Here is a 21484-nt window from a genome sequence, read left to right on the forward strand (position 1 = left end):
TGAAAGAACCACGTCGACAACGGCCCCGTCTCGAATACAACGCGCCTGGCGTACGGGGCATGCTTGCGGATCATTTGCGCCAAAAGCTTGGGATCCGAAGGACATTTCCCCCGCCAGATCCGCTTGCCATCTTCGCGGATCGAAATTGCGGTATCTTTCAATGAAACATCAAGCCCAATATATTGGTTCATGGTTGCCTCCATCCGATGTTTGGGCCCGGTTCCAATCGAGAGCCCGTTTTTCCATCCTATCGGGGGCAACCACCCTCACCAGCCCAAAAAGCCAGAGACGGTCGCGCCGCGATTACTCCATGTTCGAAGGACGGTTGATGCGCGGCGAGAGGAGGTCCCCAGCATGAACTGGTCCTTGATTTTGGAGAGCGTTCCGGCGCTGCTTTACGGTGCGCTGGCCACGGTGCAATTGCTCCTTATGACCCTTGTTTGCGGAGCCCTGCTCGCCTTGCCGCTTGGCATCGTCGCAGCCAATGGCCGCCCGATTTTCCGGCTCCCGGTGATGGGCTACATCACCTTCTTCCGTGGAACGCCTCTGCTGGTGCAGGTTTTCCTGGTTTATTACGGATTTTCGCAGTTTCAGATTGTTCGCAGCAGCATCTTCTGGCCGGTCCTTCGTGAAGCCTGGTTCTGCGCACTGCTGACGCTCGCGCTCCATACCGCAGCCTACACCGCGAACATGTTGCGCGGCGCCATTCTCGCAATCCCGGCCGGTCAGAAGGAGGCGGCCGTCGCCTTGGGCATGCGCCCCTCGCTCATCTACCGGCTCGTTATTCTTCCCCAGGCGTTGCGCATCGGCATGCCGGCCTATGGCAACGAAATGATCAGCATGATGAAGGCGACCTCGCTCGCCAGCACAATCACGATCATGGAGCTCACGGGCACGGCAAATACGATCGTCGCCCGGACTTATGCTCCCTACGAAGTCTTTATCTCCGCTGCGCTCGTCTATCTCTGCGTCGCCTGGATGCTCTCGCGCCTGGTGCGGGCGATCGAGGCCCGACTTTCCCGCCACATGCGACCGGCCGTAGAGGCAAAAAACACATTGAGGAGGGTACCCGCCCATGCTTGACCAGCCGCTTCAGCTTTTTTCCAGTTTCGCCAGCGAGATCGCCGATGTTGCGCGGCAGATCCTGCGCACTGCTGCGGCCGGCCCGCGCCGCCCCGTTGCGAAATCGGATTCGAGCCCGGTGACGGAAACGGATCGCGCGGTCGAGCAGTCGCTGCGCGAACGCATCGCAGACCGCTTCCCTCGCCATGGGGTGCTCGGGGAGGAGTTTGGCGCCGAGGGTTTGGGCGAGGAGTTCGTCTGGGTCATCGATCCTATTGACGGCACCAAGGCTTTCGTCGGCGGACTCGCTGTCTATGGCACATTGATTTCATTGACGCATGGCGGGACGCCGGTCCTTGGACTGATCGACAATCCTGTCACCGGCGACCGCTGGTTGGGATTGTCAGGGCGCGCGACGACCCTCAACGGTGTTGCCATCCGGACCGCATCGACTGCTCTCCTTTCGGAGGCGTTCATGGCCAACGGCAATCCGGAGCCGTTCCAGCAAAACGAGAAGGATGGCGTTGAACGCCTGCGCCTATCTACGCGGTGGTGTGTCTATGGTGGGAGCTGCATGGCCTATGGCCGAGTCGCGGACGGTAGCATCGACATCAGCATCGACGGAGGGCTCGATCCCTACGACTATTGCGCCCTTGTCCCGGTAGTGACGGGTGCGGGCGGCTGTATCACGGACTGGCAGGGTCGGCCGCTCACGCTGACTTCCGGCAATCTGTGCCTCGCGGCCGCCAACGAAGCCTTGCATCGCCAGGTCCTCGAAACGCTAAATTGACGCAGCTCTGATGAGGGCAGGGCTACGATCAAACGTCTCCCGGCCCCGGAATGACAGCTCTCCCTCTGCCAACACGATGCATACGAAATACATGCCGACATCTTCGCCTGGTTTGTCTTCGTTGGGTGAACCTTCGAGCACCTTGTGAAATTCAGCACCTCACCTGTAATCCAGCGCCAGGCGGCCGCCGCAGCACTTGGCGGCCATATTCGCCGAGTTCCACGTTCCCTATTGCGCATAGATCACCACGTACACATGGCCCCTGAACGAACCGTAGACTTCCCTCCCCATTCCGTCCAGTATCGGTCGGTACGGGCGAAGAGGCGCGTTTTAGGCGTGCGTGGAAAGTACGGACGAAAGCCCAAGGGAGCGCTGCTCAGGCGCTATTTCGCCTCACGACCAACTGTTCCGGCAGTCCGGATCGCCGCAATCTTCCAGCAAGGCCAGCCAATCAACGCCGATCTTGTAGCGCCGCAGGCCGCGCTGGTAGAAGACCATGGCGGCCGCATACCGAGCGCGGCCGGACCACTCGGTTCCGGCCAGCAGCCTCATCATCTTCCAGTGCCGCTTCGTCTCCTCGTCCATGACGCTGGTCTCAGAAGCGGCCAGGCGGGTTGGCCGAGCGACGGTCCAGCTTGACGAAGAGCCGCGCGAAAACGCGCGCCCGCTGGCCACCTGGTGGCGATGATGTGGTTCCGAAGATAGTCCAATTCGGATTGCGCGATCTCGGCGCGACGGCCTGATTTCATCTCCAACGGAGCTACTGGTCGATCACATGGACCCTACTGCAGAGCCGTTGGCGAGCATCGGCACAACGGCGGGGGGTGACATGGCAATTGCGCCAGCCCCCGAAAGCAAACCTCGCTAGACAGTGACCTGGTGAGGGTATTTGACATGTTTCATGAGTGATCGCTCCCTATCGCAGCGAACTCATTTCACAGGGGCAGCAAGCGGCGTGTCCTTCGCGACGATGTAAGTCGCAAGCTCCGACGCCTCGCCATCGCCAACATTCTTGGCGATGTGCGCAACACCCGCCGGAATGAAGAGGGCTTCACCGGCCTTCAGCGTCACCGGCTTCTTACCCTCGAGCGTGTACTCAAGCGTACCTTTGAGCACGTATGCAATTTCTTCGCCGGGATGTTTATGATTGATAGATTCAGCGTTTGGCGGGAAATCTACCCGGACCTGAAGCGCTTCCTTGCCCGGCACGCTGATATCGCTTTGAACCAGACCAGTCCGTTTGAGTTCCTGCGCCTGGGCGACGCTGCCCAGCGCGAAACTGATTGAAACCGCCGCGGCAGCGATCGCGATGCTATGCATAATTTTCATTTGGAACCCTTTCCAGTGGTGACCAGTTGTCGAACTTGGAGCGTGCAGCCGAGGATGGAATCGCGCTTTTGCGGCGGGACCTCAGTCCTCACGAAATCCGTTTCTATTACCGTGTTCAGTTGACGCGTTGCTTGTGTATGGATTGTTTCTCGATGAGCAGGAGTTTGTATCGAATCTGCGCCAATAGATTGGCTGAAACGATTAGTTACAAATTGGCGATGATGGTTCGTCGAAAGCTGGAGCAAGTCGAGCCAGGCTATCCCTGAGACTGCCCGCGCTGCGTTCCTAGGTACCTTCCAAACCCGAAGTCAGCGGTCACAGCGCCGGGGCTTCTAGGCGGCTGATCCGTCATTTTGGAAGGCGAGAAGCGCGGAGCCTCTTATAACATAAAGGCGAAGTTGGATGGTGGGCCCACAGGACATGAACCTGCAACCGATCGGTCATGAGCCGGCGGCTCTGAGCATTGAGCTATCCACCATCACCTTTCTAAGGACAGCAGAACCGATAGATCAATCGCGTGGCGGCTTTCCTGAAATCTCGCAGATTTCACACAACGAACGGCCGGTGGGATCTGCTGGTAGAACTCAGCGCCTCTAGCCTGGCCAACTTTGACGCTGTGCTGCGCAAAATCCGTCTCGTGCCCTGCATTATGGGCAGCGAAACGAGCTTTCTTTTATCCACGCCGCGGTCGACGAAGGCGAAGCTCCAACTTAACGAGGGTCGATTTAGGTCACGCCGCGGCGTCGGGCGGCTGGGATGATATTGATCGAATTTCCGCTGAAAACATGGACGACCATCAGCGGGACGCCAGTCACCCAATAGCTGCATTTTCGCAATGGATCATGACCATCGCGCCCTCACGGCGCGCAGCTGCCATGGCGTCGAGCAACTCGCTGCCCGTAACCCAGAATGAAGACAGGATGCTTCAGCTTCGCCGAGAAAAAGGCGACGAAGCTTGCTTCCGCTAGAAAGCAGACGGCGTCAGTGGAACGGCATTGCTACTGCTCCAAGTCAAACTCCAGATGCTGGGATGCAAGACCGGCGACGCTTGAGCAGCGGCACTCGCCTGATGAATTTGTTGGTCGCGAAATCTGGTAATATCCGCCCTAGTTCTGCCCAACGGACCCGCAACGATCTTGGCTTCCGTGTTTGGAGATATAGCGCCATGCCGACCCGGCGACATTTCCTTATCAGCTTCGTCGCCACGCCGATTGTGCTGCCGAGACTCGGCCATGCAGCCGGCGCTTCCGTGGAGTTGCCGCTTACGGCCAATTGCGGTGATGACCAGGATCTGACGCCGGCACAGACCGAAGGCCCGTATTTCACACCGGAGAGCCCTGAAAAAAAGGACTTCGCCAGCGATTCACCGGGCGGTGAAAGAATGACACTTGTTGGCTACGTGCTAACCAAGGACTGCCAGCCGGTAGAAAAAGCGTTGATCGAGTTATGGCATGCCGATGAGACCGGCACCTATGACAACAGCGGATACAAACTCCGCGGACATCAATTCACGGACGCTGAAGGCAAATGGTGGTTTGAGACGATCGTGCCTGGGCTCTATCCTGGTCGCACCCGGCATTACCACGTGAAAGTCCAAAGGCCCGGCGGGAACGTGCTGACGACGCAGCTGTATTTTGCCGGTGAGCCGGACAATAAGGGTGACCGCATATTCAATGCAGACCTGTTGCTCGACATCAAAACGACGAGCGACGGAAAATTCGGCCGCTACGATTTCATAGTGGCGTAACTGGCACTTTTCATCCAGCCCTACCGGCGGCTACGCCGTGGCAGAGTGTGTCTGAGCATTCTTATAGCAGCTCGGTCATGTTCCAATGGCATGGCTTTCGAGAACATTGCTGAGGATACGAAGAGGTCGGGGCGCTTGAGGTTGATTACGGGGCCGCCTGGCAGATCCTGCTGCCTGCAGCATATCGCAACCTCATGATTTCCCTGATGACCGTTCACACACACCGTCCTCTCCGCCTACGCTGTGTGGACCGATCTCCGCGAATGGACCGACACTGAAAACCGTGCGCACCAAGGCCAAGGACTCTGGTACTTTAGACCGGATCCTTTCGCTTTGGCGCTGTCGTCGCCGTTTGCGGCCATTTTTTCTCCCCCTCTCGGCTTTCAGATCGAGCCGGAACCAATCCTGACGTCGTAGGTTTGAAGGTCGTCCTGGCTCTCTTACACCAGGATTTTGGCACGTACCTCCTAGGGTCCGGTTATCGGCTTTCGGGGCCCCTTTTTTTTCTTCGGTGCTGGAACCTCTGTTAAATGTACGCGTTTCTAGCTTTGCCTACGATCCACCATCCCCCGCGGGATCTAGGCTAGGCTCCATCTAATAGCCCAGCATGGAGCCAATGGCACCTCCGTGCCGAGGCCCCGCTCTCCCCGGACGGGGCCGTCTCTTTTCCAACTGGGAACCACTTTCACACGCGGCAGTTAGAGGATAGGCAATGATCCTTTCCGGGATCACAGCGCTTCATGAGGTACTCCCATTCCCCGCGTAGAAGCGCCAACGATACCAACTGGCCCCGACACCCCATCGGGGCCATTCTTCCGTTTGCTCCGAATTCCGGTGAGCGTTTTTGTCCCTGTGGGAACCGCTCGACTTCACAGTAGTTTCTCGTTTCAAAGCGAGGATGTCATGATTGAGAGCAAGCGCGAAATGAACGCAAATGAGATCCCAAGTTTTGTGGCCGAAGTGATCGCGGCGGGTTGCGATATCAACGCCGTGGGACACGATATGTATGTGCTTGGCGATGTCGATGAGCAGGAAGAAGCCAAGGAGGAACTTAGTCGGATCGGCGAGAGGTATGGCGACCGCGCAGCTCTGAGGTCCGAGATCATCGCCTACCTTCGGTCCATTGGTCGGTTCGTGGACGTGACATGGCCCCAGACCATCCACTAGCGCAGCCTGCGCGACCTTACGGAGCCATCTTTATTCAACGGCGGCAGGAACCTATCCGGGACCTGTTGGTTTGTTCATTGCTGATGATCCCGGATCCCTCCGGATCAAACGTAGAGAGCCCCATCGTCGTGCCGTCGGAGGTGGGGTTCTTCTTTCTGCTTACCTACCTTGCCCCGTGATCCCGAAGATGATCCGCCGTATCGCCTCGGCCTGACTTATCCCAAGCGCCCTGGCCGCAATTCCGGTGACTCCAAGCCACCGATGCCTCAGCTTCCATCGCCTCACGTCATCGGTCACCAGCTTCATCTCGGAGACCTCCTCCCCAATCGTTATCGCGGAGGCCTCAAGATGGCCGACGCGGTCGACAAGCTGGTTCATGCGCCAATGAACCACTTGCCGGCTAGTCGTCGCCTTGTCTTGACGGCCAGACCTGGGCCAGGCGCGCGGCCGAGTAATTGAGCTTCTCGATCACCCGCTGCATCGTGCCGCCGGTCTCGTGAAAGACGGTCGCGAGCTGTCGGCGAGCCACCGGTCGTCGATTACCTTACCGGCCGATTGGGGTCGATACTATGACACTCATGGCGCCGACCTGGGATGCATGAGCCGGCCGCCAAAAGGCGCGCGCCTCGCATAGGCGAGGAACGTCGTTCTGTTCATCGAGTTTTCCTTTAGTGAGATGAAAAAATGAGATAAAAATCGCCGGCCGAAGTCGACGCTGGAGCTGTTAAGGGCTAGTCATAGCCCGTTTTGAAGACCATATTTTGTCTGATCGCCGGACCATGAAACGGGCTCCAGCGACTGATGGACCATCATCACTTTCGCCTTAAATGGAGGAGGTTATGTTTGATCGACTGCAATCCGGATACATTCTTCCCGAGGGGCTCACCGTCATTTCCACGGTCTTTGATAAGGTCGTGAACGCACGGAATATCCCCCGACAAAGTGAAGAAAGCGAATGGCTGGCTCGCGAGGCGCTCCGTTTGTTCATGAGTGGCGTACGAGACGCCTGGGAACTGGAACGCCGACTTAAAGATGCTCGCCGCCCGCTCGACCATTTACCGCCATCGGGAGGCGTTGGCATGGTCGTGGATCTGCTGCCAGAGCTGACGGCATGGGCGCGGAGCTTGACCGCCTCACAGCGTGCGGCAACCGCGCTCACCGAAAAAACACTCGAATACGCCATCGAAAACATCGATGAATTCGTGGCGACATCAGATGTCAGGAGATGGCTGGTCCGTGTGATGTTGGACCTCCGGCTTGGCCGAAGACGAGGCCAACATCGAACGTAGGCCCGGAGGGGCCATCATCGGGATCTACCTCTTTGTTAGGAACGCCAGCCACCATTCACGAACGGCATGAAGCCGGCTGAGGAACACATGGGCTATGACTGGAATGGTGCTCGCGGGCGCCGGATGAAGATCGCGCGAATTGGAACGGCCGTCGCGCTGGCCGCCTTGTTGGTGTCCGTCGCGACGGAGGTTGTGACGCGAGCTATTTAGAGGGTAATAGACGATGGATACTTTGGGGGCGACGGTGCTGATCGCAGGGCTGTTCCGGCTGACCAGAAGAACACTAGCTGGGGGCCTCGTACGCAACCTCAACCAGGGTCGAAACCTTCCCATCGAGCAAAATCGCCGCCTGGGACCGACGCCTTGACTGGCTGGGGTCCCTGCCGGCTTGGCCTGGAGCCGCGTTCGTCTTCATCGGCGTCTCCATGATCTCCTGACGCTGAGTGATTGCACTCGTTCAATCTACCCCCCTAAGCATCGCGAACCCGGCGCCGGCTTTGCGGATCGATCAAAAGCGACTATTTTAGTGATGTCTTTCGTACCATGCAGGAGGCATCCATGGGGCTTGGCAGCACAACGGTCCAGGGCGAATTTCTGGGTTCTTTTTCTATCGCGTCCATTGACCCGCTCCTGGGGGTTTTCGAACTATCAACTTCGGCTGGTACGACGATCGAGGTTCAGCTTGACCGCTACAGCGCTGAGACATTGATGTCGGCACTTGCGCAGTTCCTGGCTCAAGGGCAAGCAGCGGAGTTTGACGACGGGATGTGAAGGGTTTGCTGGGTGAGGCGAGCTCTTTAGGGAGGAAAGGAGAGGCCTCGCGCTGATCGCAGGTGTGTTGCGGCTCGATCGAACTGCCCTGCCGGAGGGAACTATCCGCAATTGCTTGACTGGATCCCCGCGATGCCGGCTTGGCCTCGAGCCGCGGTGATCGTCGTCAGGGGGATTGTGATATTAATGTGAAAAGGCTCCAGATCGAAACGGGTACGATCCAGAGCCTTCGTCTGAGTGTTGCCTTCCGTCTGCGCCTTCGATTTCGACAGACGACGCAATTGAGAGCGCATTCACTCGCAGAATGCAACCAAACGATTTCTGTTGCTTCGTCGGCTGGACCATCGAGGGCGAGCGGTCGTCGCTCTGGCGGCCGGTCCGTCGAGGCATCGCGGACCTGCTCTGCGCGGTGATGGCGCCCGCCGGGTACTGATATGCGTGGGGCAGGCAAAGTAGCAACTTGCTAATGAAGTCGTGTTCGAGGAGACTGCGTTTAGCCTTGCCGTTAGGGGGTGTAACATGGACTTCCAAAAGGTCGGTAGAGCCCGGATGATGATGCGCTTGCCACGACATCGGAAACAAATTGCCGACGCAAACTTCGTTGCGATAACCGATCTGCTCGAAGCTTACGGTAAAGCCGCTGTGACCCGTGACGAACTGCGCGAGCAGGCGGGTCCCGCCCCAGCACGGCTGAAAGAATATGAAGACCTGTGCCGGAAGTTCGAGGACGACATCCTGAGAATGCTGAGTGCCGTCAGTCCACGTATGATCCGCTAGCGCACGAGAGCGATGTTGACAGCGATGTCTTTCGACACTCCCGCCGCACCGTCCGGAACGGACGCAATCGTCGCCATTCGGAACACGCCTCCGCAAACACGTTACGATGTTGTTCTTCTCGACTGGCAGATGCCGAAAATGGATGGAAGAGAGACTGCAATGGCGCCCCGCTCGCTTGGGATGACCGACACGCCGTGTCTCATCATAGTAATGGCCTATGGCCGTGAGGAAGTAGTCCAGGCGGCGGGAAGGGCGGGAGTATCGGATGTGCTGGTCAAGCCCGTTCAACCATCTGCTATGCGATGCGGTCATCCGTGCGATGGGGACGAGCCGCCGACAGGGCCGAGGGAGGCGCGCCTTCGCTCCTGCGACACAATTGGATGAGTACAACCAAAGGGGGAATGCTGCGTCTTGGAAAACTAATCGTTGACGCGGCAATCCAAGTCCCTTATAGATGCGGCATCGATCTTTTGCTTGCCGAGCTTTGTCTACCGCGCGATTGGCACCGCGCTTTAAGCGAACTTCCCTTTCAAAAACAGTCGGTTTCCACCTGCTTAGCATAGGCTGAGCGGTCCCTCACTCTATGCTTTGAAAGGGTTCATCATGACCACAGGCACAGTAAAATGGTTCAACTCCACCAAGGGCTTCGGCTTCATCCAGCCTGATAACGGTGGCGCAGACGCGTTCGTGCACATCTCCGCCGTCGAGCGCGCTGGAATGCGCGAACTCGTCGAAGGTCAAAAGATCGGCTTCGAGCTCGAGCGCGACAATAAGTCGGGCAAGATGTCTGCTACCAATCTGCAGTCTGCCTAAAATTGAGATTTGCTTCCCTTTGACCACGGATGTACTGGCATTGCCGGAAGCAGTTTCAACAAGGCCGGGCGTTTCGCCTGGCCTTTTTTGTTCGCCACGCCGAACTAGTTGAGGTTCCAATGATAGAAGCACATAGCAAATCCCGTCAGCAGGCGGAGATCGCCTTCATGAAAGTCCAGACGCAGTTCTTCTCCAAAAACAACGCAATGGAAGAGGTGGAATCCGTTGCTCAGGCCCGGGATGCCAAGACTCTCCGGCTCCGAGAGGACCGCCTTGCAAAGGAGTTGGCCGACCGCTTGTCGGCGACACGCAATCTCATCGCCAAACGCGCCAACACACGCTGATCTCTGACGCACTTACTATTGGGATACGAATGAAGAACGCCGGAAAAAACGACATCTCCGACCGCCGAGCCGCATCGGCAGACGCCAAAACTGCTCTCTTGAACGCCTACCGAGCGGCAAGGACTGCAGCAGAACCAGGGAGGATGGCAAGGCAGGCCGAGCGCGAAGCCCTTTCCACCGCTCGTGAAGAGCGGCGCGTTGAACGCGAGCGTCTGAAGCTTGAGGAACAAAAGCGTATCGAGACCGAGGCGACAGAGCGGCAGGCAGCCGTTGAGGCGGCAGCGGTCGCCGAAACCGAAGCGCGGGCGATCGCCGAAAACGCGCGTATAGCGCGGGTGATCGAAGATGAGGCGGTGCGAAAGGCCAACCGCGACAGGCGCTATGCCAATCGCAAGGCAAGACAAGGATAATTTTTCCGTTGCGCCGTTACCCGACAGCATGGCGATGTCATGCTCGGGACACTCAATACGAAAGGGAACGCCGATGGCACCGGATGCGAATGAACTCCAGGCGATCAACACGTCGTGGCAAATCGCAATCCAAGAAATCCTGCGCATGGTTATACGGGACATGTACCATGCCGGCGGCGAGGCAAATTTCAAGGCGCACATCAAACGCATCGAAGAGGCCGCCGTCGACAGCATCTACACCGATCTAAGGCTTCGAGGGACCAATGAATGGACCGAGGTGCTCGTCAAGGAACGGGCGAGCAATTTCGTAACCACCTTGCTGACGTCCTTTACGTACGACCGAGCCTGACTGGATGCATACGCTCGCTGCGATCAGCGATTTCACGTTGCTTCATCAACGCCGACTAGTCGCCAGGCTGGGCGGCCCTCACCGTCATCTCATCCCAAAGCAATGATGCTGTCCGTGCGAACGCGCTGTAACCGGCTTCAAACGGATGGCCGTCTCTTTCAGGATAAAGGCGCTGCCCGGCAACGATCGCATCCTGCAGGGCATCGGCGGTTGCGGCAAGCGCGCTTCGATACGGCAAACCGAGCTCCTTTGCGGTCTCGCGAATCTTGTCTTCAAGCGCAACCTGACGTTCAACGCTGAGGACAAATTCCGGCGCAGCTGACGCCAGCCGGTCATGGCGACGCAGGCATTCGAAGATTACGCGCTCTTTCGATGGAATGAGCAGAATGCCCACCCGCCCCGGCCGCTGCTGTGCCCAATCGGCCGCAAACCGCTGGAAGTCGCTGAACATTGCTGCGGTTTCGGGTGACGCCAGATCCGCCATGCGGCCGTGGTCGTCGACATAGCGCTTCAGGACGGAAGGGCATCCGTCCGGAAATGTGTAGTATTCGGATGTTTCATCATCGCCCGGTTTGAACAGTCGGGCGTAAAGAGTCTTTAGTCGTTCCCCGATCTCATGGTGATAGACACTCAGGATCGCGACATTCTCGACAAGCTTCGTCTTGAGGCTCGCGGATTGCTCGGCACACTGCCAATAACCTCCCGCGTCACCGAACAGGGCCTGCAGATGAAGCCGCCTCTGCTCTGAGAGCCAGAAGTCGGAACGGGCATTCTTGATATCACAGGCGGAAAAGACGACTGCGAAGTCGTTGGCAGGGAATACGGCGACAATGTTTCCTTTCGCGCCCGCGGCCAAAGCATCGTGCACGATGGCGTGATAAGTGTAGATACCGTAGCTCCCAACACCGAAGTTGTAGGTGCGTTGCCCCGTCATTGCCTCGAAAGCCGCCGGCCAAGAATGCGCGCTATCAACGTTGTTGCCATAGGTCATCGAATCGCCGATCGCCGCGACCTGAAAGTCATGACCTGCTCCAGGTGGATCCCGGAAGCCGGCCTTGTCTACGTCGCCGAGTGCCGGATCGAGGCGATAGCCATATTTCTCGTCGATGCTCTTGTGCGTCCGTGTGCCGATCGGAAACGGCGTAAACATACGCAGCATTGCTTCCCCGGCCCCGAGCGCCACCGTGAGCGAGATAAACAGCAGCATCATGTTCTTCAGCATGTCCCCTCCCTCTCATACCCGATGCGAAATCGATCCGGCATAGTTGCCGGTCGCAGCCGCGCAGTCCCCCACATGCCTGCCGCGCGGCGGTCCGAGCGATCCCGTCAGGTTGCGGTGGCTTCCCGCGAATGTCGGAAAGGTCGACGAGAGGAAAGTCAGCCGGAAAAATTCCCCACCGACAGCGTAGGCAAGCCATAAACGTCCATTGAAGGAATGCGAGTTATGTCGCCTCCAACAAGCAAATTTATATGCGCAATAACTAATATTAATCTATCATGCGTTTGACCGTCCCGCCATTAGCCCGGATGGAGGATGAACTGCGCGAGCCGTCTTCGGTCAGGCAAGAGCAAGGCTCGGGCTCGCGTTGCCTGCCCCGAGCGACGCCGGCGACCCAGGTGCGAAGGGCCTGGGTTGACTCACCCTAGTTGCTGCGCTGTTCACGTTCCGGGCCAAAATGATTGCGTAATGTGCACCATTCATTTCCGACAAAAGGAAGATCTGGCCAAATTTGCTCAGCAAGTTCGGTGTCCCATGCAAGTCCTGCGAGTGAGCTCGCGTGGCGTTGCGGGCAGAGGTCTATCGATCGCGCTTTTCCCCGTTAAATCGCGAGCGATAGGATAGCTAGACAGTCTAGCCAACATGGAGTGGAGCTATGGAATGGCAACTGCAGGACGCCAAGAACCAATTCTCGAAGGTGGTGCAGAAGGCCCGCCACGAGGGACCGCAGATTGTCACGCTGCGGGGGAGCGCGGCGCCGTTGTACTGTCCGCTCATGACTACGACGCCCTACGGGCTGGCCGGCCGACGTTGGTCGATGACCTGCTTGGCGGTCCCGCTTGGGACGACCAACTCGCTGATGCGGTGAATGTACGCATCAAGACGCCAAGCCGAGATGTGGCCTTCTGATTTACCTGGTTGACACAAACATTGTGTCAGAGGCGCGACGTGGCACGTCGCAGGCGGTGTCTTGGCTGCGCTCTGTCGATCCGCTCAGCATCCACCTGAGCGCGCTCACCCTCGGCCAAATCATGCGCGGAATTGCCCTGAAACAGAGGTCGGATCCGAAGACTGCAGCACACCTCACCGAATGGCTGCGCAAGCTGCGCCACGACCATGGCGACCGCATTTTGCCTATAACAGACCAAATCGCGGTCGAATGGGGCCGCATCGCGGCAATCCGCCCCCGCGGTGATACTGACGGGTTGATCGCCGCGACCGCGATCGTCCACGATCTTGTCCTTGTCACGCGCAACTTCAAGGATTTCGAAGACACAGATGCCTGCGTAATCAATCCTTGGGAAACGTCGGCGTGAGCCGCCCGGCGCGACGGACACCCTTTCTCGAGGATAGTTTTTCGGACCAACTGTTCGCCGGGGCTTGGATCTTGCGGTATGCAATTGATTGAGCCTCCGCAGTGAGCGGAGGCTCAATCACGGTCGTTATTGCGACGCGCTCGCGTTGCATGGCGATGCCGAGCCTAGCCTAGCCTTGGATTTTCCCATTACGAGAACCTTATTGTAGGTCGGCGGCGATGACACGCTGATCGGCGTCCGGGTAGCGACCACCCCTATGCTCCATGTTTGGGGCGCGCGCGGACGAAGCACCCATCGCTGAAACTTTGACGCAATCACTTTGTGCTGCTCCGCCGCTCGATATCCGCGCTCACCGCGGCCGCCTCTCGACCGATCTCCCTGAGCAGGCCGGTGACCGGATTGTGGAAACCGACGAGATAAAGGTCGAGCGCGGCGGCTTGGCGAGTGACGCCGCTCTTGCCGGGCCGCAATGCCGCCGGCAGGAACTTCTCGAAACTCGGCCGGTAGCCGGTCGCGAGGATGACGCTGTCGAACTCCGCATGCCTGCCGGAAACGAAAGTGGCACCGCGCTCGGTGAAACGCTTGATGTCTGATGCCACTTTGATGTCGCCGGATTTGATCGCTCTCACCGTGCCGACATCGATGACCGGGATGCGTCCGGCGTTGATCTGCTCAAGAATGCCCTGCTTCGGCCTGGCGATGCCGTATTTTTCGAGCTTACCTAGCGCGAGGTCGAGGATGGTGGGGAACAACCGGTCGTTCACAGCTCGCGGCAGCGGTTGGGTTGCGATGGCGATGATCTGGATCGGCACGCCGAACAGCTGGCGCGGCACGATGTGGATGCCGTTTCGTACCGACAGCGTCGGGCGGGCGCTGCACTCGGCAAGGTCGAGCGCAATCTCAGCGCCGGTGTTACCCATACCGACAACCAGAACCGACTGGCCGGCGAAGGGCGCGGCTTCAGTGTAGTCAGCGCTGTGCAGCCGCCTGCCCTTGAAGGCCTCGATTTCGGGCAGGCTGGGAACGAAGGGCTCCGCATTGTTGCCGCTGGCGACCACGACGTGGCCTGCGCAGAATGTCTCCGTTCCGGTCTCGACCAGGTAGCCGCCGTCCTTGCGGCGGATGGACTTGACCGTCTCGCCGAAGCGCGGTCGTAGCTCGAAGCGCTCGGCATAAGCGTCGAGATAGGCGACCATCTTCTCGCGCGGCACATAGCGCGGATAGTCCTTGGGGAATGGCATGTGCGGCAGCGCGGAGAACGCCTTCACCGTATGAAGGTGCAGCCGCCCGTAGTGGCGTCGCCAGGCGGGGGCGATCTCATGCGCCATTTCGAGGATGACGAAATCCAGCCCCGCCCGTCTTAGGCAGGCGCCGACCGCAAGGCCGGCCGGCCCGGCTCCGACAATGACGACATAAGTATCCACTCGATGGTCGCTCCCAGAATGGAGCCTAATTCGACAGGGGTCGGCGGACAAGTGGGCGGGGCGCTGTCTCCCCTTGTACTCCGCCTGTATTGCCCGGGTTGCGTTTCCATGCCTTCGGCGAGAATGTTTTTTGGGGCGGGAGCGGCCGAGCGGTCGTTGCAGCCCCAATTAGACGGATTTCATTTTCCACGCCAAAGGAAAAGTGAGGAGAGACCGAAAGCCTCACGATCTGATCGCACAATGTATCGACTGGAAGGTGCCTCACTGGGGTAGAGCCGGGTCTGCCACTCTATGGGGAACAAGTGCTACTTCCTCGGTGTTGAGGTTCTAGCTTGTGCAGAAATACTTGGTGGCGCGCGTCCAGAGGTATCCGCCGGTAAATCTTACCATTGCGACGACGATTGCATCGATCAAAAAATGGGGCCGGACGTTCTCTGCGCCGATAGGGTCATCTCATTTTTCAACCAGGCGACAAACGCCTCTATCGCTTCGAGTTTCTTCGAGAGCGGGTCGAAGGCTGCCCAGTATGCAGCTTTCTGTGAGCTCAACGAAGCCGACAAGGGCCTAACCAGGCGCCCCGCCCGAATATGCTCCCGAACAAGAAGGCCTCGCCCCATGGCGACACCCTGACCATCAAGAGCAGCTTGCAATACAATGTTGTAGTCAGTCAGCCGGGTCTGTTTGGCCCTCTCAAGCGGAAATCCGGCTGCCTCCGACCACAGCTGCCACTCGAGGCCGCTCTTGGCCTGTAATATCTCTTGGTTGAGCAGGTCTAGCGCGGATTGAAACTGGGATCCGTCTCCGTATAGCGCCGGGCTCAACACCGGAGACAAATCTTCGTTTGCGAGGTGCACGCAGGACTGTTTGCTCCCGCCAAAATCGCCAAATCGGATCGCGATATCCGCTTCGCCTCGCCCGACATCGACAATGCGCAGGGTCGGATCCAATTCGAGTTCGATCGCCGGGTAGCTCTTGAGGAAACTGCCAAGTCTGTTGACCAGCCAGTTGGCGGCGAAAGAGGGAAGCAGGCTCACACGCAAGCTGGTCTGCCCGGATCGCGAGCGCACCCTCGCGGTGCCCTCCGACAGCACAGTGAAGGCCTCGTCGACGGTGGCAAGAAACATTGTGCCCGCCTCGGTCAGCTCAATGCTTTTACTCTTGCGACGAAAGAGTGGAGTACCGAGAGCACTCTCGAGCTGCTTGATGTGGTGGCTCACCGCGCTTTGCGTAATGAGCAGTTCCTCGCCGGCCAATCGAAAGCTCCCTCGGTTTGCTACCACCTGGAAGACCCTGGCCGCGGAAAGGGGTGGGAGGAACGGGGAACTGCGCAATGCCGATGCCTCGCGGATCAATGACGGCTGACATTAACGAATTCGATCGCAGGGCGCAAAGCTTTGAATTGGCGGGCTCCTCGGATTTCTTTCATTAAGCGAGAAAGAAAAGGAGAAAACGATGACGATTTCCATCCGTGACCAACTGGTTACTCTTGGCCTGGAACTTCTCGCGCCGACGTCTCCGGCTGCGAATTACATTTCGGTGGTCCACACGAGCAACCTGTTGTTCATTTCCGGTCAGATCAGCAAGGCGCCGGCCGGTGAGATCATTGCAGGCACCCTGGGTGCGGACATATCTCACGAGCAGGGGGTGCAAGCGGCGCGCATCGCAGCCCTTAATCTTCTCGGACAGATCGCTTCCAATACAGACGGCTCGCTTTCGTCTGTCCGCCGCATCGTGAAGATTGGCGTATTCGTCGCGGCAACGAGCGAGTTCAAGGATCACTCGAAGGTTGCAAACGGTGCCTCCGACCTGATGGTTGCGGTGTTCGGCGAAGCCGGGCAGCACACGAGGGCCGCCATTGGTGTCAGTTCGCTTCCCTCGGGGGCAGCCGTCGAGATCGATGCGGTTGTTGAACTGGAGCAGACTAGGTGCTGACCGACGCAAAAATCGACGGCCTGCGCAACGACACACCCGGCTGCGCCCAGCGAAGTCACTTCAATCACGCCGGAGCTTCGCTCCCACCGAGGCGGGTCACCGAAGCGATTGTCGGACACTTGATGCTGGAATCGACGCGAGGTCCGATGGAAGCTGCCGCACTGGTTGCGGACGAGTTTGCGATACTTCGTACCAATGCTGCCAAGTTCATCGGCGCCGACGAAGGCGAGGTTGCCTTCGGTGGATCGGGGTCTGCCCTTTGGGGGAGCGTATTTGCCGCGTTGCCACAGCTGAGGTCGGGCGAGCGCATTCTCATTGGGCGACAGGAATGGGGCGGTAATGTCGCATCGATGCAGCGTGCGGCAAGCCATGCCGGGGCAAGTATCGAGACCATTCCCTGCGCGGAAGACGGCAGTGTCGATCCGAACGCTCTTTCCGCAATGATCGACGACAAGGTGCGCATGATCTCGCTAACATGGCTTCCCGCCAACGGGGGATTGATAAACGACGCCGAAGCCATCGGGCGGGTCGCCAACGCGGCTCGCATCCCATACTTCGTGGATGCCGGGCAGGCACTTGGTCAGCTTCCTATCGATGTGTCGAGGATAGGTTGCGATGTGCTCAAGGCGGCCGGCAGGAAATACGTTAGAGGGCCGCGCGGAACGGCTCTCGTCTACGTTCGCTCCAATTTTCTTGAGAAGCTCGATCCCAGTTTCGTTGACGTGAGCTCCGGCCCTCTCGTGAATGGAAAAGTCGAGCTGAGGAAAGATGCTCGTCTATTCGAAACGTCCGAAGCGCCTATATCACTGCTCCTGGGGCTCGGCGAAGCACTCGCGCTGGCTTCGGAGTTGGGTGTCGAGGCGATCCAAGCCCGCATAGCCCGACTGGCAACCCGGCTTCGGGACGGGTTGAAACGTATTCCGGCGGTTGAGGTGCGCGATCTCGGGGAGAAACAGTCGGGCCTTGTTTCTTTCACGGTGGAGGGAATTTCGGCATCGGTTGTGAGACGCAGACTAGCAGAGAAGAGTATCTCAATCGGGGCGAACGGCGTACCCTACACGCCCTTCGACATGACGGCGCGCGGACTGCAGGAAATAGCTCGAGCCTCGGTCAGTTATTTCAATACGGCGGGAGAGGTCGATGGCCTGATCCATGCGGTTGAGCACATCGCAAAAGATGCGATCCAATAGAAGGACGGAACCACGATGGATTTGGGAATGAGTGGCAAGCGCGCGATCGTCTGCGCGAGCTCGAAAGGGCTGGGCAGAGGCGTGGCGCAGAAGCTCGCAGAGGCGGGCGTGATCGTTACCCTGAACGGTCGTAACCGGGACGCGCTGGAGGCCACCGCGAGGGAGCTTCGCGAGCTGACAAGTGCCGAAGTCTATGCCGTGGTAGCAGACGTGACGACCGTAGAAGGTCGGCAAGAGCTTCTCGAAGCGGAACCGAAAGCCGACATCCTCGTCACCAACGCAGGGGGACCGCCGCCTGGGTTATGGACTGATTGGGAGACGAATGAATGGTTGAACGCACTGAACGCTAACATGCTGACCCCGATCTTGCTGATGAAAGCGGTTCTGCCCGGTATGATCGATAGGAGCTGGGGGCGCGTCGTCAACATCACCTCCGCCTCGGTAAAGTCACCGATCCCGGAGTTGGGCCTGTCCAACGCATCCCGCAGCGGACTGACCGGTTTTGTGGCAGGGACGGCAAGGCAAGTCGCGAAACATGGCGTAACGATCAACAACCTCCTACCGGGGTCACATGAGACTGATCGTGTAGCCGTGCTTCTCCAGCGACGGGCAGAAGTGAAGGGCATCTCAATCGACCAGGCGCGGCAGGAGGCGCATGCGGAGAATCCGACCGGGCGCTTCGGCACGATTGAGGAGTTCGGCGCTGCCGCGGCATTTCTTTGCAGCCAGTACGCAGGCTATATTGTCGGCCAGAATATTCTGCTCGACGGTGGCGCTTTCAGGTCGACGCTTGCTTAAGTTCCAACGTCTCACGGCATCGCGGACCTCATTTCCGTGTCAGAGGGTATTCGAATATTATCGAATACCCTTTGATGATCAGATCGACTTGAGTTTGACGCGCTGTTCCGGCTTCTCCGCGTCTTCCTTGCGCTCGCTGTATCGGTCGACGAGATAGGCCGACGCGTCAGCAGCGTGAATTTCATCAGCTCCTCGCAGAGGTCGACAACGCGGTCGTAGTGGGACGATGGCTTCATACGCCCATTTCCGTCGTACTCCTGATAGGCCTTGGCGACTGACGTTTGGGGATCGTGATCATGCGCATCCAGCGGCCGGGCAGCCGGAGGGTATTGATGGCATCGAAGGACTGAGAACCACCCGACTTGCATGACCGCAAGGGACTTCCCCTGCGTCGCACAGATCGAGCCGACGGACAGCGGGATCCAGTCGATCTGCGCCTTCATGATCCTGGGGCGCTCCGGGCTGCCCCAGACCTGGCCCTCCGACCATGCCGAAAGTTCCCGGCGTTCCTGGACCTTCGGATGGCGCACGGGTGCATCATCCGGAAGCGGTAAGCCGGAGGGATCAGATGAAGCACACCTCAGCCCCGAAATGCTCCCAAGTACCCCCAGTGCGCTAAGGAGGCGGAAGGCGACGGCTCTTGCTTTTCAACCCACAAGCGTCCCAGCGATTAACTCTAAGGCCCTGGTCGTAAGTCGCCCTCAGAGCCTCACTTTGCTGGACGATCCCAGGCTCCATCCTCAAGACGGCGATCCTCGATCAGTTTCCCCACCTGAAGCAAATCGGGCGCATCCGCAAGCGTCCGCGCCAAAGCATCGTTCCGCGGATCCCTGCAGCCGAAATTGAAGACAAGCTGGTCAGAACGTCCGACCTCGATCCACGTCACCGAGACTGAAGCATGATCCGTGGCAAACTGTCTGCACCGCGCATGCCCCACGGTAATGGTCTCCGTTCCTTGTGGCCGATGCGGTGCGAGTGCCGACTGAAAGGTGGACCATTCCTTTGGCGTGATCGAGAAAGGCTGTTCGCCATGAACGCTTGTAAAGCGCCGGCCCTCGAACATACCCCCGCTGGCGCTCACCTGGAAACGGTAAACGGGGCACTCGCCGAGACATGGTTTGCGTTCGACAATGATGCTCGGCGTCTGGCTTTGCTCCACCAGCAGCGCTGCCGCAGCCATTATAATCTTCGCAACCAGAATCATATCGTGCACCCTTTCAGGACCCTGGGCCGGTCGTCAGGTCCGCTCAACACGTGTGTCACGGGTCAGCATCTTTTGCGTGTTAAGAAGTCAACCTCAACCAATACGCAGTCCCAGTCAACGCCCTTTTGTGGCTGACAATCTTGACCTGTATCCGGGCGGGTCACGCGTCTGCCCTTAGCGAGGGGCCGGTCGGTTGGAACAAAACTCCCAAGGTACTGTTTACCTACAAATATGCAGGAGGATCAAACATGGCCGATATCGGGCTGCCTATTCCGAAGGCGATCGTCGATCCCACTAAAGATTTCGTGGGCATTCCGGCACAGCAGAGAAACACTGCTAAGGAAATCAATCGACTTAGAAAGCAGGTGCGTCGCTTGCAGACGCGTGTTGAGAACATGGGCATAGTGGCAATTCGTCCGAGGCGAAGGACGTATCGACTGGTAGGCGCGGCTGTAACCATTGCCTTTGCGGGGCTTTCATGGGCCCTTTGGAGATCACGCGATACGGCGACTTTTCGTCGAATAATATCGGTCGCGCTTCCGTTTCGCGATCCCGGCAACTTCTGACCTCTCGCCCCAAGGCCGGTTTTTCAAGCCAGGATCGCCCCCGTCGGGAAGCGGCGACCGAGGACGCGCCAATCAGCTCCATTCCGGGGAATATCGATGGAACTCGGCCCGGGTCCGCGGGGATAATCGGGGCTAGCCGATCTCCCCAAGAGTCTCGCCGTCGCATGCGAAACGAATGTAGGCTGGCTTGGCGAAGGCGAACAGCTTTCTTGCCAATTCAGCGGTCGACAGCGGTGAGCAAGGTTACCGCGCGACGTTTGGAAGCCGACGGGTTGACGGCTCATTGGATCGGTCGTCCAAACCCTCTGTTAAATCTCTGCCGCTAGTCTGTTTCAAAAGGGGATACGGAAAGGCATTTTGATGAGAGGCGCGGCGCCGGTGATGTATCAGCACTTCCTGAACAAGCAAGAGTCCTTCATGTACGATCGGGAAACCAACTTCCCAATGGAGGACACGCGGAACGATGCGCGCATCGAATACACTGAGAAGGGCATGACGCAACTGAGCTCTCGTCGCTGCGAGATCATCAAGCTTTCGAAAAGCGGCGCCCTGATCAGCATCCTCACGCAGTACACGCTGCCACAGAATTTCTACTTGGACATCCCGAGCGCCCGCATCCAGATGGTCGGCTGCCTGACAAAGCGGGTGCATGCTAACAACATTATCGAAGCGCGGTTCCTGCGCATGCTGACGGACCGCGACCTCAATCGCATCTTCGTCTACAGCACCCATCCGAACCACCGCAATCGCACGCTCGACATTTACCGCTAGAAAGCAAATCACCGGCGCCGCCGCCAACGCAGCGCCTGCGGTAGCGACCACCAGGCCGATCCCAAAAGAGAGCGGCTATGTCCCTCAAGGCGCCGAGTGACTGGGCAGATCCCATCAAACCACCGCGCCGCCGGCAGAGGATATTCTTCACACGAAACACCTGCCATCGGACAGGCGGGACCTGTCCTTGGAGGAACAACAATCCGGCGCGGGGGT

Annotated in this window: 26 protein-coding genes and 4 pseudogenes; 20 read left to right on the forward strand and 10 right to left on the reverse strand. The window is 58.6% G+C overall.

Annotated elements, in window-relative coordinates:
• Window positions 1-191 (reverse strand): annotated as a pseudogene (locus BLU15_RS20090) (IS110 family transposase); the annotation flags it as partial.
• Between the two features lie 163 nt (window positions 192-354).
• On the opposite strand from BLU15_RS20090, the gene BLU15_RS20095 reads away from it, so the two are divergent.
• Together BLU15_RS20095 and hisN are read left to right on the forward strand one after the other, a co-directional pair.
• The gene (locus BLU15_RS20095; RefSeq protein WP_090297427.1) at window positions 355-1083 is read left to right on the forward strand and encodes an ABC transporter permease; all 729 of its coding nucleotides are present in this window, start codon (window positions 355-357) and stop codon (window positions 1081-1083) included.
• Window positions 1076-1852 carry a histidinol-phosphatase gene (gene hisN / locus BLU15_RS20100; protein ID WP_090297430.1) on the forward strand — a complete coding sequence of 259 codons (777 nt, stop codon included), beginning with the start codon at window positions 1076-1078 and terminating at the stop codon, window positions 1850-1852. Before BLU15_RS20095 ends, hisN begins: the two co-directional genes overlap by 8 nt.
• Before the next feature lie 393 nt (window positions 1853-2245).
• On the opposite strand, the gene BLU15_RS20105 is transcribed toward hisN, so the two are convergent.
• Together BLU15_RS20105 and BLU15_RS20110 are read right to left on the reverse strand one after the other, a co-directional pair.
• Window positions 2246-2437, reverse strand: coding sequence for a hypothetical protein (locus BLU15_RS20105; protein WP_090297433.1), 192 nt, complete (start codon window positions 2435-2437; stop codon window positions 2246-2248).
• A 345-nt stretch (window positions 2438-2782) separates the two neighbouring features.
• Window positions 2783-3181 carry a cupin domain-containing protein gene (locus BLU15_RS20110; RefSeq protein WP_090297435.1) on the reverse strand — a complete coding sequence of 133 codons (399 nt, stop codon included), beginning with the start codon at window positions 3179-3181 and terminating at the stop codon, window positions 2783-2785.
• 519 nt (window positions 3182-3700) lie between these two features.
• On the opposite strand from BLU15_RS20110, the pseudogene BLU15_RS20120 reads away from it, so the two are divergent.
• The 3 genes and pseudogenes from BLU15_RS20120 to BLU15_RS20135 form a co-directional block, all read left to right on the forward strand.
• Window positions 3701-3941 (forward strand): annotated as a pseudogene (locus tag BLU15_RS20120) (Lrp/AsnC ligand binding domain-containing protein); the annotation flags it as partial.
• Window positions 3942-4346: 405 nt separating this feature from the next.
• Window positions 4347-4928, forward strand: a complete 582-nt coding sequence (locus BLU15_RS20130) for a dioxygenase family protein (protein ID WP_090297441.1) — start codon at window positions 4347-4349, stop codon at window positions 4926-4928.
• A 903-nt stretch (window positions 4929-5831) separates the two neighbouring features.
• Window positions 5832-6095 carry a hypothetical protein gene (locus BLU15_RS20135; protein WP_034803228.1) on the forward strand — a complete coding sequence of 88 codons (264 nt, stop codon included), beginning with the start codon at window positions 5832-5834 and terminating at the stop codon, window positions 6093-6095.
• Between the two features lie 159 nt (window positions 6096-6254).
• Here the strand turns inward: BLU15_RS20135 and BLU15_RS20140 are convergent, their stop codons facing one another.
• Complete coding sequence (locus BLU15_RS20140; RefSeq protein WP_090297444.1) at window positions 6255-6473, reverse strand: DUF1515 family protein; 219 nt, start codon at window positions 6471-6473, stop codon at window positions 6255-6257.
• A 22-nt stretch (window positions 6474-6495) separates the two neighbouring features.
• Entirely contained in the window at window positions 6496-6624 is a 129-nt protein-coding gene (locus BLU15_RS40655; RefSeq protein WP_256385327.1) for a hypothetical protein, read from the reverse strand.
• A 310-nt stretch (window positions 6625-6934) separates the two neighbouring features.
• Between BLU15_RS40655 and BLU15_RS38995 the strand changes: the two genes are divergently transcribed.
• The 8 genes from BLU15_RS38995 to BLU15_RS20185 all read left to right on the forward strand — a co-directional run bounded on the left by BLU15_RS38995 (window position 6935) and on the right by BLU15_RS20185 (window position 10848).
• Window positions 6935-7384: a hypothetical protein gene (locus BLU15_RS38995; protein WP_143034234.1), complete on the forward strand. Its 450-nt coding sequence runs from the start codon at window positions 6935-6937 to the stop codon at window positions 7382-7384.
• Between the two features lie 558 nt (window positions 7385-7942).
• A complete protein-coding gene (locus tag BLU15_RS20155) occupies window positions 7943-8155 on the forward strand; it encodes a hypothetical protein (protein WP_089045299.1) in 213 nt (70 codons plus the stop codon).
• A gap of 519 nt (window positions 8156-8674) precedes the next feature.
• On the forward strand, window positions 8675-8932 hold the full coding sequence (locus BLU15_RS20160) for a hypothetical protein (protein WP_143034235.1): 258 nt from the start codon (window positions 8675-8677) through the stop codon (window positions 8930-8932).
• Between the two features lie 12 nt (window positions 8933-8944).
• Window positions 8945-9316 carry a response regulator gene (locus BLU15_RS40855; RefSeq protein ID WP_090297450.1) on the forward strand — a complete coding sequence of 124 codons (372 nt, stop codon included), beginning with the start codon at window positions 8945-8947 and terminating at the stop codon, window positions 9314-9316.
• Window positions 9317-9535: 219 nt separating this feature from the next.
• Window positions 9536-9745, forward strand: coding sequence for a cold-shock protein (locus BLU15_RS20170; RefSeq protein ID WP_034806062.1), 210 nt, complete (start codon window positions 9536-9538; stop codon window positions 9743-9745).
• A gap of 119 nt (window positions 9746-9864) precedes the next feature.
• Window positions 9865-10089, forward strand: coding sequence for a hypothetical protein (locus BLU15_RS20175; RefSeq protein ID WP_090297814.1), 225 nt, complete (start codon window positions 9865-9867; stop codon window positions 10087-10089).
• 29 nt (window positions 10090-10118) lie between these two features.
• Window positions 10119-10499 (forward strand): DUF6481 family protein, encoded by a 381-nt coding sequence (locus BLU15_RS20180; RefSeq protein ID WP_090297455.1) that lies wholly within the window; start codon window positions 10119-10121, stop codon window positions 10497-10499.
• A gap of 73 nt (window positions 10500-10572) precedes the next feature.
• Entirely contained in the window at window positions 10573-10848 is a 276-nt protein-coding gene (locus tag BLU15_RS20185) for a hypothetical protein (protein WP_034799791.1), read from the forward strand.
• Window positions 10849-10903: 55 nt separating this feature from the next.
• On the opposite strand, the gene BLU15_RS20190 is transcribed toward BLU15_RS20185, so the two are convergent.
• Entirely contained in the window at window positions 10904-12070 is a 1167-nt protein-coding gene (locus BLU15_RS20190) for a hypothetical protein (protein WP_244546783.1), read from the reverse strand.
• 652 nt (window positions 12071-12722) lie between these two features.
• On the opposite strand from BLU15_RS20190, the pseudogene BLU15_RS20195 reads away from it, so the two are divergent.
• Together BLU15_RS20195 and BLU15_RS20200 are read left to right on the forward strand one after the other, a co-directional pair.
• A pseudogene (locus BLU15_RS20195) lies at window positions 12723-12976 on the forward strand (type II toxin-antitoxin system Phd/YefM family antitoxin).
• Window positions 12976-13383, forward strand: a complete 408-nt coding sequence (locus tag BLU15_RS20200; RefSeq protein ID WP_090297458.1) for a type II toxin-antitoxin system VapC family toxin — start codon at window positions 12976-12978, stop codon at window positions 13381-13383. The pseudogene BLU15_RS20195 and the gene BLU15_RS20200 overlap by 1 nt, the downstream one beginning before the upstream one ends.
• Window positions 13384-13697: 314 nt before the next feature.
• On the opposite strand, the gene BLU15_RS20205 is transcribed toward BLU15_RS20200, so the two are convergent.
• Window positions 13698-14807, reverse strand: coding sequence for a flavin-containing monooxygenase (locus tag BLU15_RS20205; RefSeq protein WP_090297461.1), 1110 nt, complete (start codon window positions 14805-14807; stop codon window positions 13698-13700).
• Window positions 14808-15217: 410 nt separating this feature from the next.
• The gene (locus BLU15_RS20210) at window positions 15218-16159 is read right to left on the reverse strand and encodes a LysR substrate-binding domain-containing protein (protein ID WP_309139281.1); all 942 of its coding nucleotides are present in this window, start codon (window positions 16157-16159) and stop codon (window positions 15218-15220) included.
• Between the two features lie 100 nt (window positions 16160-16259).
• Between BLU15_RS20210 and BLU15_RS20215 the strand changes: the two genes are divergently transcribed.
• Genes BLU15_RS20215 through BLU15_RS20225 form a run of 3 tightly spaced genes read left to right on the forward strand, consistent with a single transcriptional unit; the run spans window position 16260 to window position 18727 of the window.
• Window positions 16260-16739: a RidA family protein gene (locus BLU15_RS20215; protein ID WP_090297467.1), complete on the forward strand. Its 480-nt coding sequence runs from the start codon at window positions 16260-16262 to the stop codon at window positions 16737-16739.
• Complete coding sequence (locus tag BLU15_RS20220) at window positions 16733-17929, forward strand: aminotransferase class V-fold PLP-dependent enzyme (RefSeq protein WP_244546785.1); 1197 nt, start codon at window positions 16733-16735, stop codon at window positions 17927-17929. Before BLU15_RS20215 ends, BLU15_RS20220 begins: the two co-directional genes overlap by 7 nt.
• Window positions 17930-17944: 15 nt before the next feature.
• Window positions 17945-18727, forward strand: a complete 783-nt coding sequence (locus BLU15_RS20225) for an SDR family oxidoreductase (RefSeq protein ID WP_090297471.1) — start codon at window positions 17945-17947, stop codon at window positions 18725-18727.
• 78 nt (window positions 18728-18805) lie between these two features.
• Here the strand turns inward: BLU15_RS20225 and BLU15_RS40015 are convergent.
• Both BLU15_RS40015 and BLU15_RS40020 read right to left on the reverse strand, forming a co-directional pair.
• Window positions 18806-19324: pseudogene (locus BLU15_RS40015) on the reverse strand (NAD(P)H-dependent oxidoreductase); the annotation flags it as partial.
• Between the two features lie 112 nt (window positions 19325-19436).
• Entirely contained in the window at window positions 19437-19931 is a 495-nt protein-coding gene (locus BLU15_RS40020) for a DUF6438 domain-containing protein (RefSeq protein ID WP_244495230.1), read from the reverse strand.
• 248 nt (window positions 19932-20179) lie between these two features.
• Here BLU15_RS40020 and BLU15_RS20240 point away from each other — a divergent pair, with 248 nt between their 5' ends.
• Both BLU15_RS20240 and BLU15_RS20245 read left to right on the forward strand, forming a co-directional pair.
• Window positions 20180-20497: a hypothetical protein gene (locus BLU15_RS20240; RefSeq protein WP_034799802.1), complete on the forward strand. Its 318-nt coding sequence runs from the start codon at window positions 20180-20182 to the stop codon at window positions 20495-20497.
• A 360-nt stretch (window positions 20498-20857) separates the two neighbouring features.
• A complete protein-coding gene (locus tag BLU15_RS20245; protein WP_060520496.1) occupies window positions 20858-21268 on the forward strand; it encodes a hypothetical protein in 411 nt (136 codons plus the stop codon).
• The last annotated feature ends 216 nt before the right edge of the window (window positions 21269-21484 follow it).

The organism is Ensifer sp. YR511 (assembly GCF_900103045.1).
GTDB lineage: Bacteria > Pseudomonadota > Alphaproteobacteria > Rhizobiales > Rhizobiaceae > Ensifer > Ensifer adhaerens.

Excerpts from the sequence above, each read along its gene's own strand:
- BLU15_RS20245 (WP_060520496.1), top strand. The coding sequence starts at position 20,858 with ATGAGAGGCGCGGCGCCGGTGATGTATCAGCACTTCCTGAACAAGCAA.
- BLU15_RS20135 (WP_034803228.1), top strand. The coding sequence starts at position 5,832 with ATGATTGAGAGCAAGCGCGAAATGAACGCAAATGAGATCCCAAGTTTT.
- BLU15_RS20190 (WP_244546783.1), bottom strand. The coding sequence starts at position 12,070 with ATGCTGAAGAACATGATGCTGCTGTTTATCTCGCTCACGGTGGCGCTC.
- BLU15_RS20215 (WP_090297467.1), top strand. The coding sequence starts at position 16,260 with ATGACGATTTCCATCCGTGACCAACTGGTTACTCTTGGCCTGGAACTT.
- BLU15_RS20160 (WP_143034235.1), top strand. The coding sequence starts at position 8,675 with ATGGACTTCCAAAAGGTCGGTAGAGCCCGGATGATGATGCGCTTGCCA.
- BLU15_RS20240 (WP_034799802.1), top strand. The coding sequence starts at position 20,180 with ATGGCCGATATCGGGCTGCCTATTCCGAAGGCGATCGTCGATCCCACT.
- BLU15_RS20110 (WP_090297435.1), bottom strand. The coding sequence starts at position 3,181 with ATGAAAATTATGCATAGCATCGCGATCGCTGCCGCGGCGGTTTCAATC.
- BLU15_RS20170 (WP_034806062.1), top strand. The coding sequence starts at position 9,536 with ATGACCACAGGCACAGTAAAATGGTTCAACTCCACCAAGGGCTTCGGC.
- BLU15_RS40855 (WP_090297450.1), top strand. The coding sequence starts at position 8,945 with ATGTTGACAGCGATGTCTTTCGACACTCCCGCCGCACCGTCCGGAACG.
- BLU15_RS20140 (WP_090297444.1), bottom strand. The coding sequence starts at position 6,473 with ATGAACCAGCTTGTCGACCGCGTCGGCCATCTTGAGGCCTCCGCGATA.
- BLU15_RS38995 (WP_143034234.1), top strand. The coding sequence starts at position 6,935 with ATGTTTGATCGACTGCAATCCGGATACATTCTTCCCGAGGGGCTCACC.
- BLU15_RS20175 (WP_090297814.1), top strand. The coding sequence starts at position 9,865 with ATGATAGAAGCACATAGCAAATCCCGTCAGCAGGCGGAGATCGCCTTC.
- BLU15_RS20180 (WP_090297455.1), top strand. The coding sequence starts at position 10,119 with ATGAAGAACGCCGGAAAAAACGACATCTCCGACCGCCGAGCCGCATCG.
- BLU15_RS20225 (WP_090297471.1), top strand. The coding sequence starts at position 17,945 with ATGGATTTGGGAATGAGTGGCAAGCGCGCGATCGTCTGCGCGAGCTCG.
- hisN (WP_090297430.1), top strand. The coding sequence starts at position 1,076 with ATGCTTGACCAGCCGCTTCAGCTTTTTTCCAGTTTCGCCAGCGAGATC.
- BLU15_RS20095 (WP_090297427.1), top strand. The coding sequence starts at position 355 with ATGAACTGGTCCTTGATTTTGGAGAGCGTTCCGGCGCTGCTTTACGGT.
- BLU15_RS40020 (WP_244495230.1), bottom strand. The coding sequence starts at position 19,931 with ATGATTCTGGTTGCGAAGATTATAATGGCTGCGGCAGCGCTGCTGGTG.
- BLU15_RS20185 (WP_034799791.1), top strand. The coding sequence starts at position 10,573 with ATGGCACCGGATGCGAATGAACTCCAGGCGATCAACACGTCGTGGCAA.
- BLU15_RS20155 (WP_089045299.1), top strand. The coding sequence starts at position 7,943 with ATGGGGCTTGGCAGCACAACGGTCCAGGGCGAATTTCTGGGTTCTTTT.
- BLU15_RS20105 (WP_090297433.1), bottom strand. The coding sequence starts at position 2,437 with ATGGACGAGGAGACGAAGCGGCACTGGAAGATGATGAGGCTGCTGGCC.
- BLU15_RS20130 (WP_090297441.1), top strand. The coding sequence starts at position 4,347 with ATGCCGACCCGGCGACATTTCCTTATCAGCTTCGTCGCCACGCCGATT.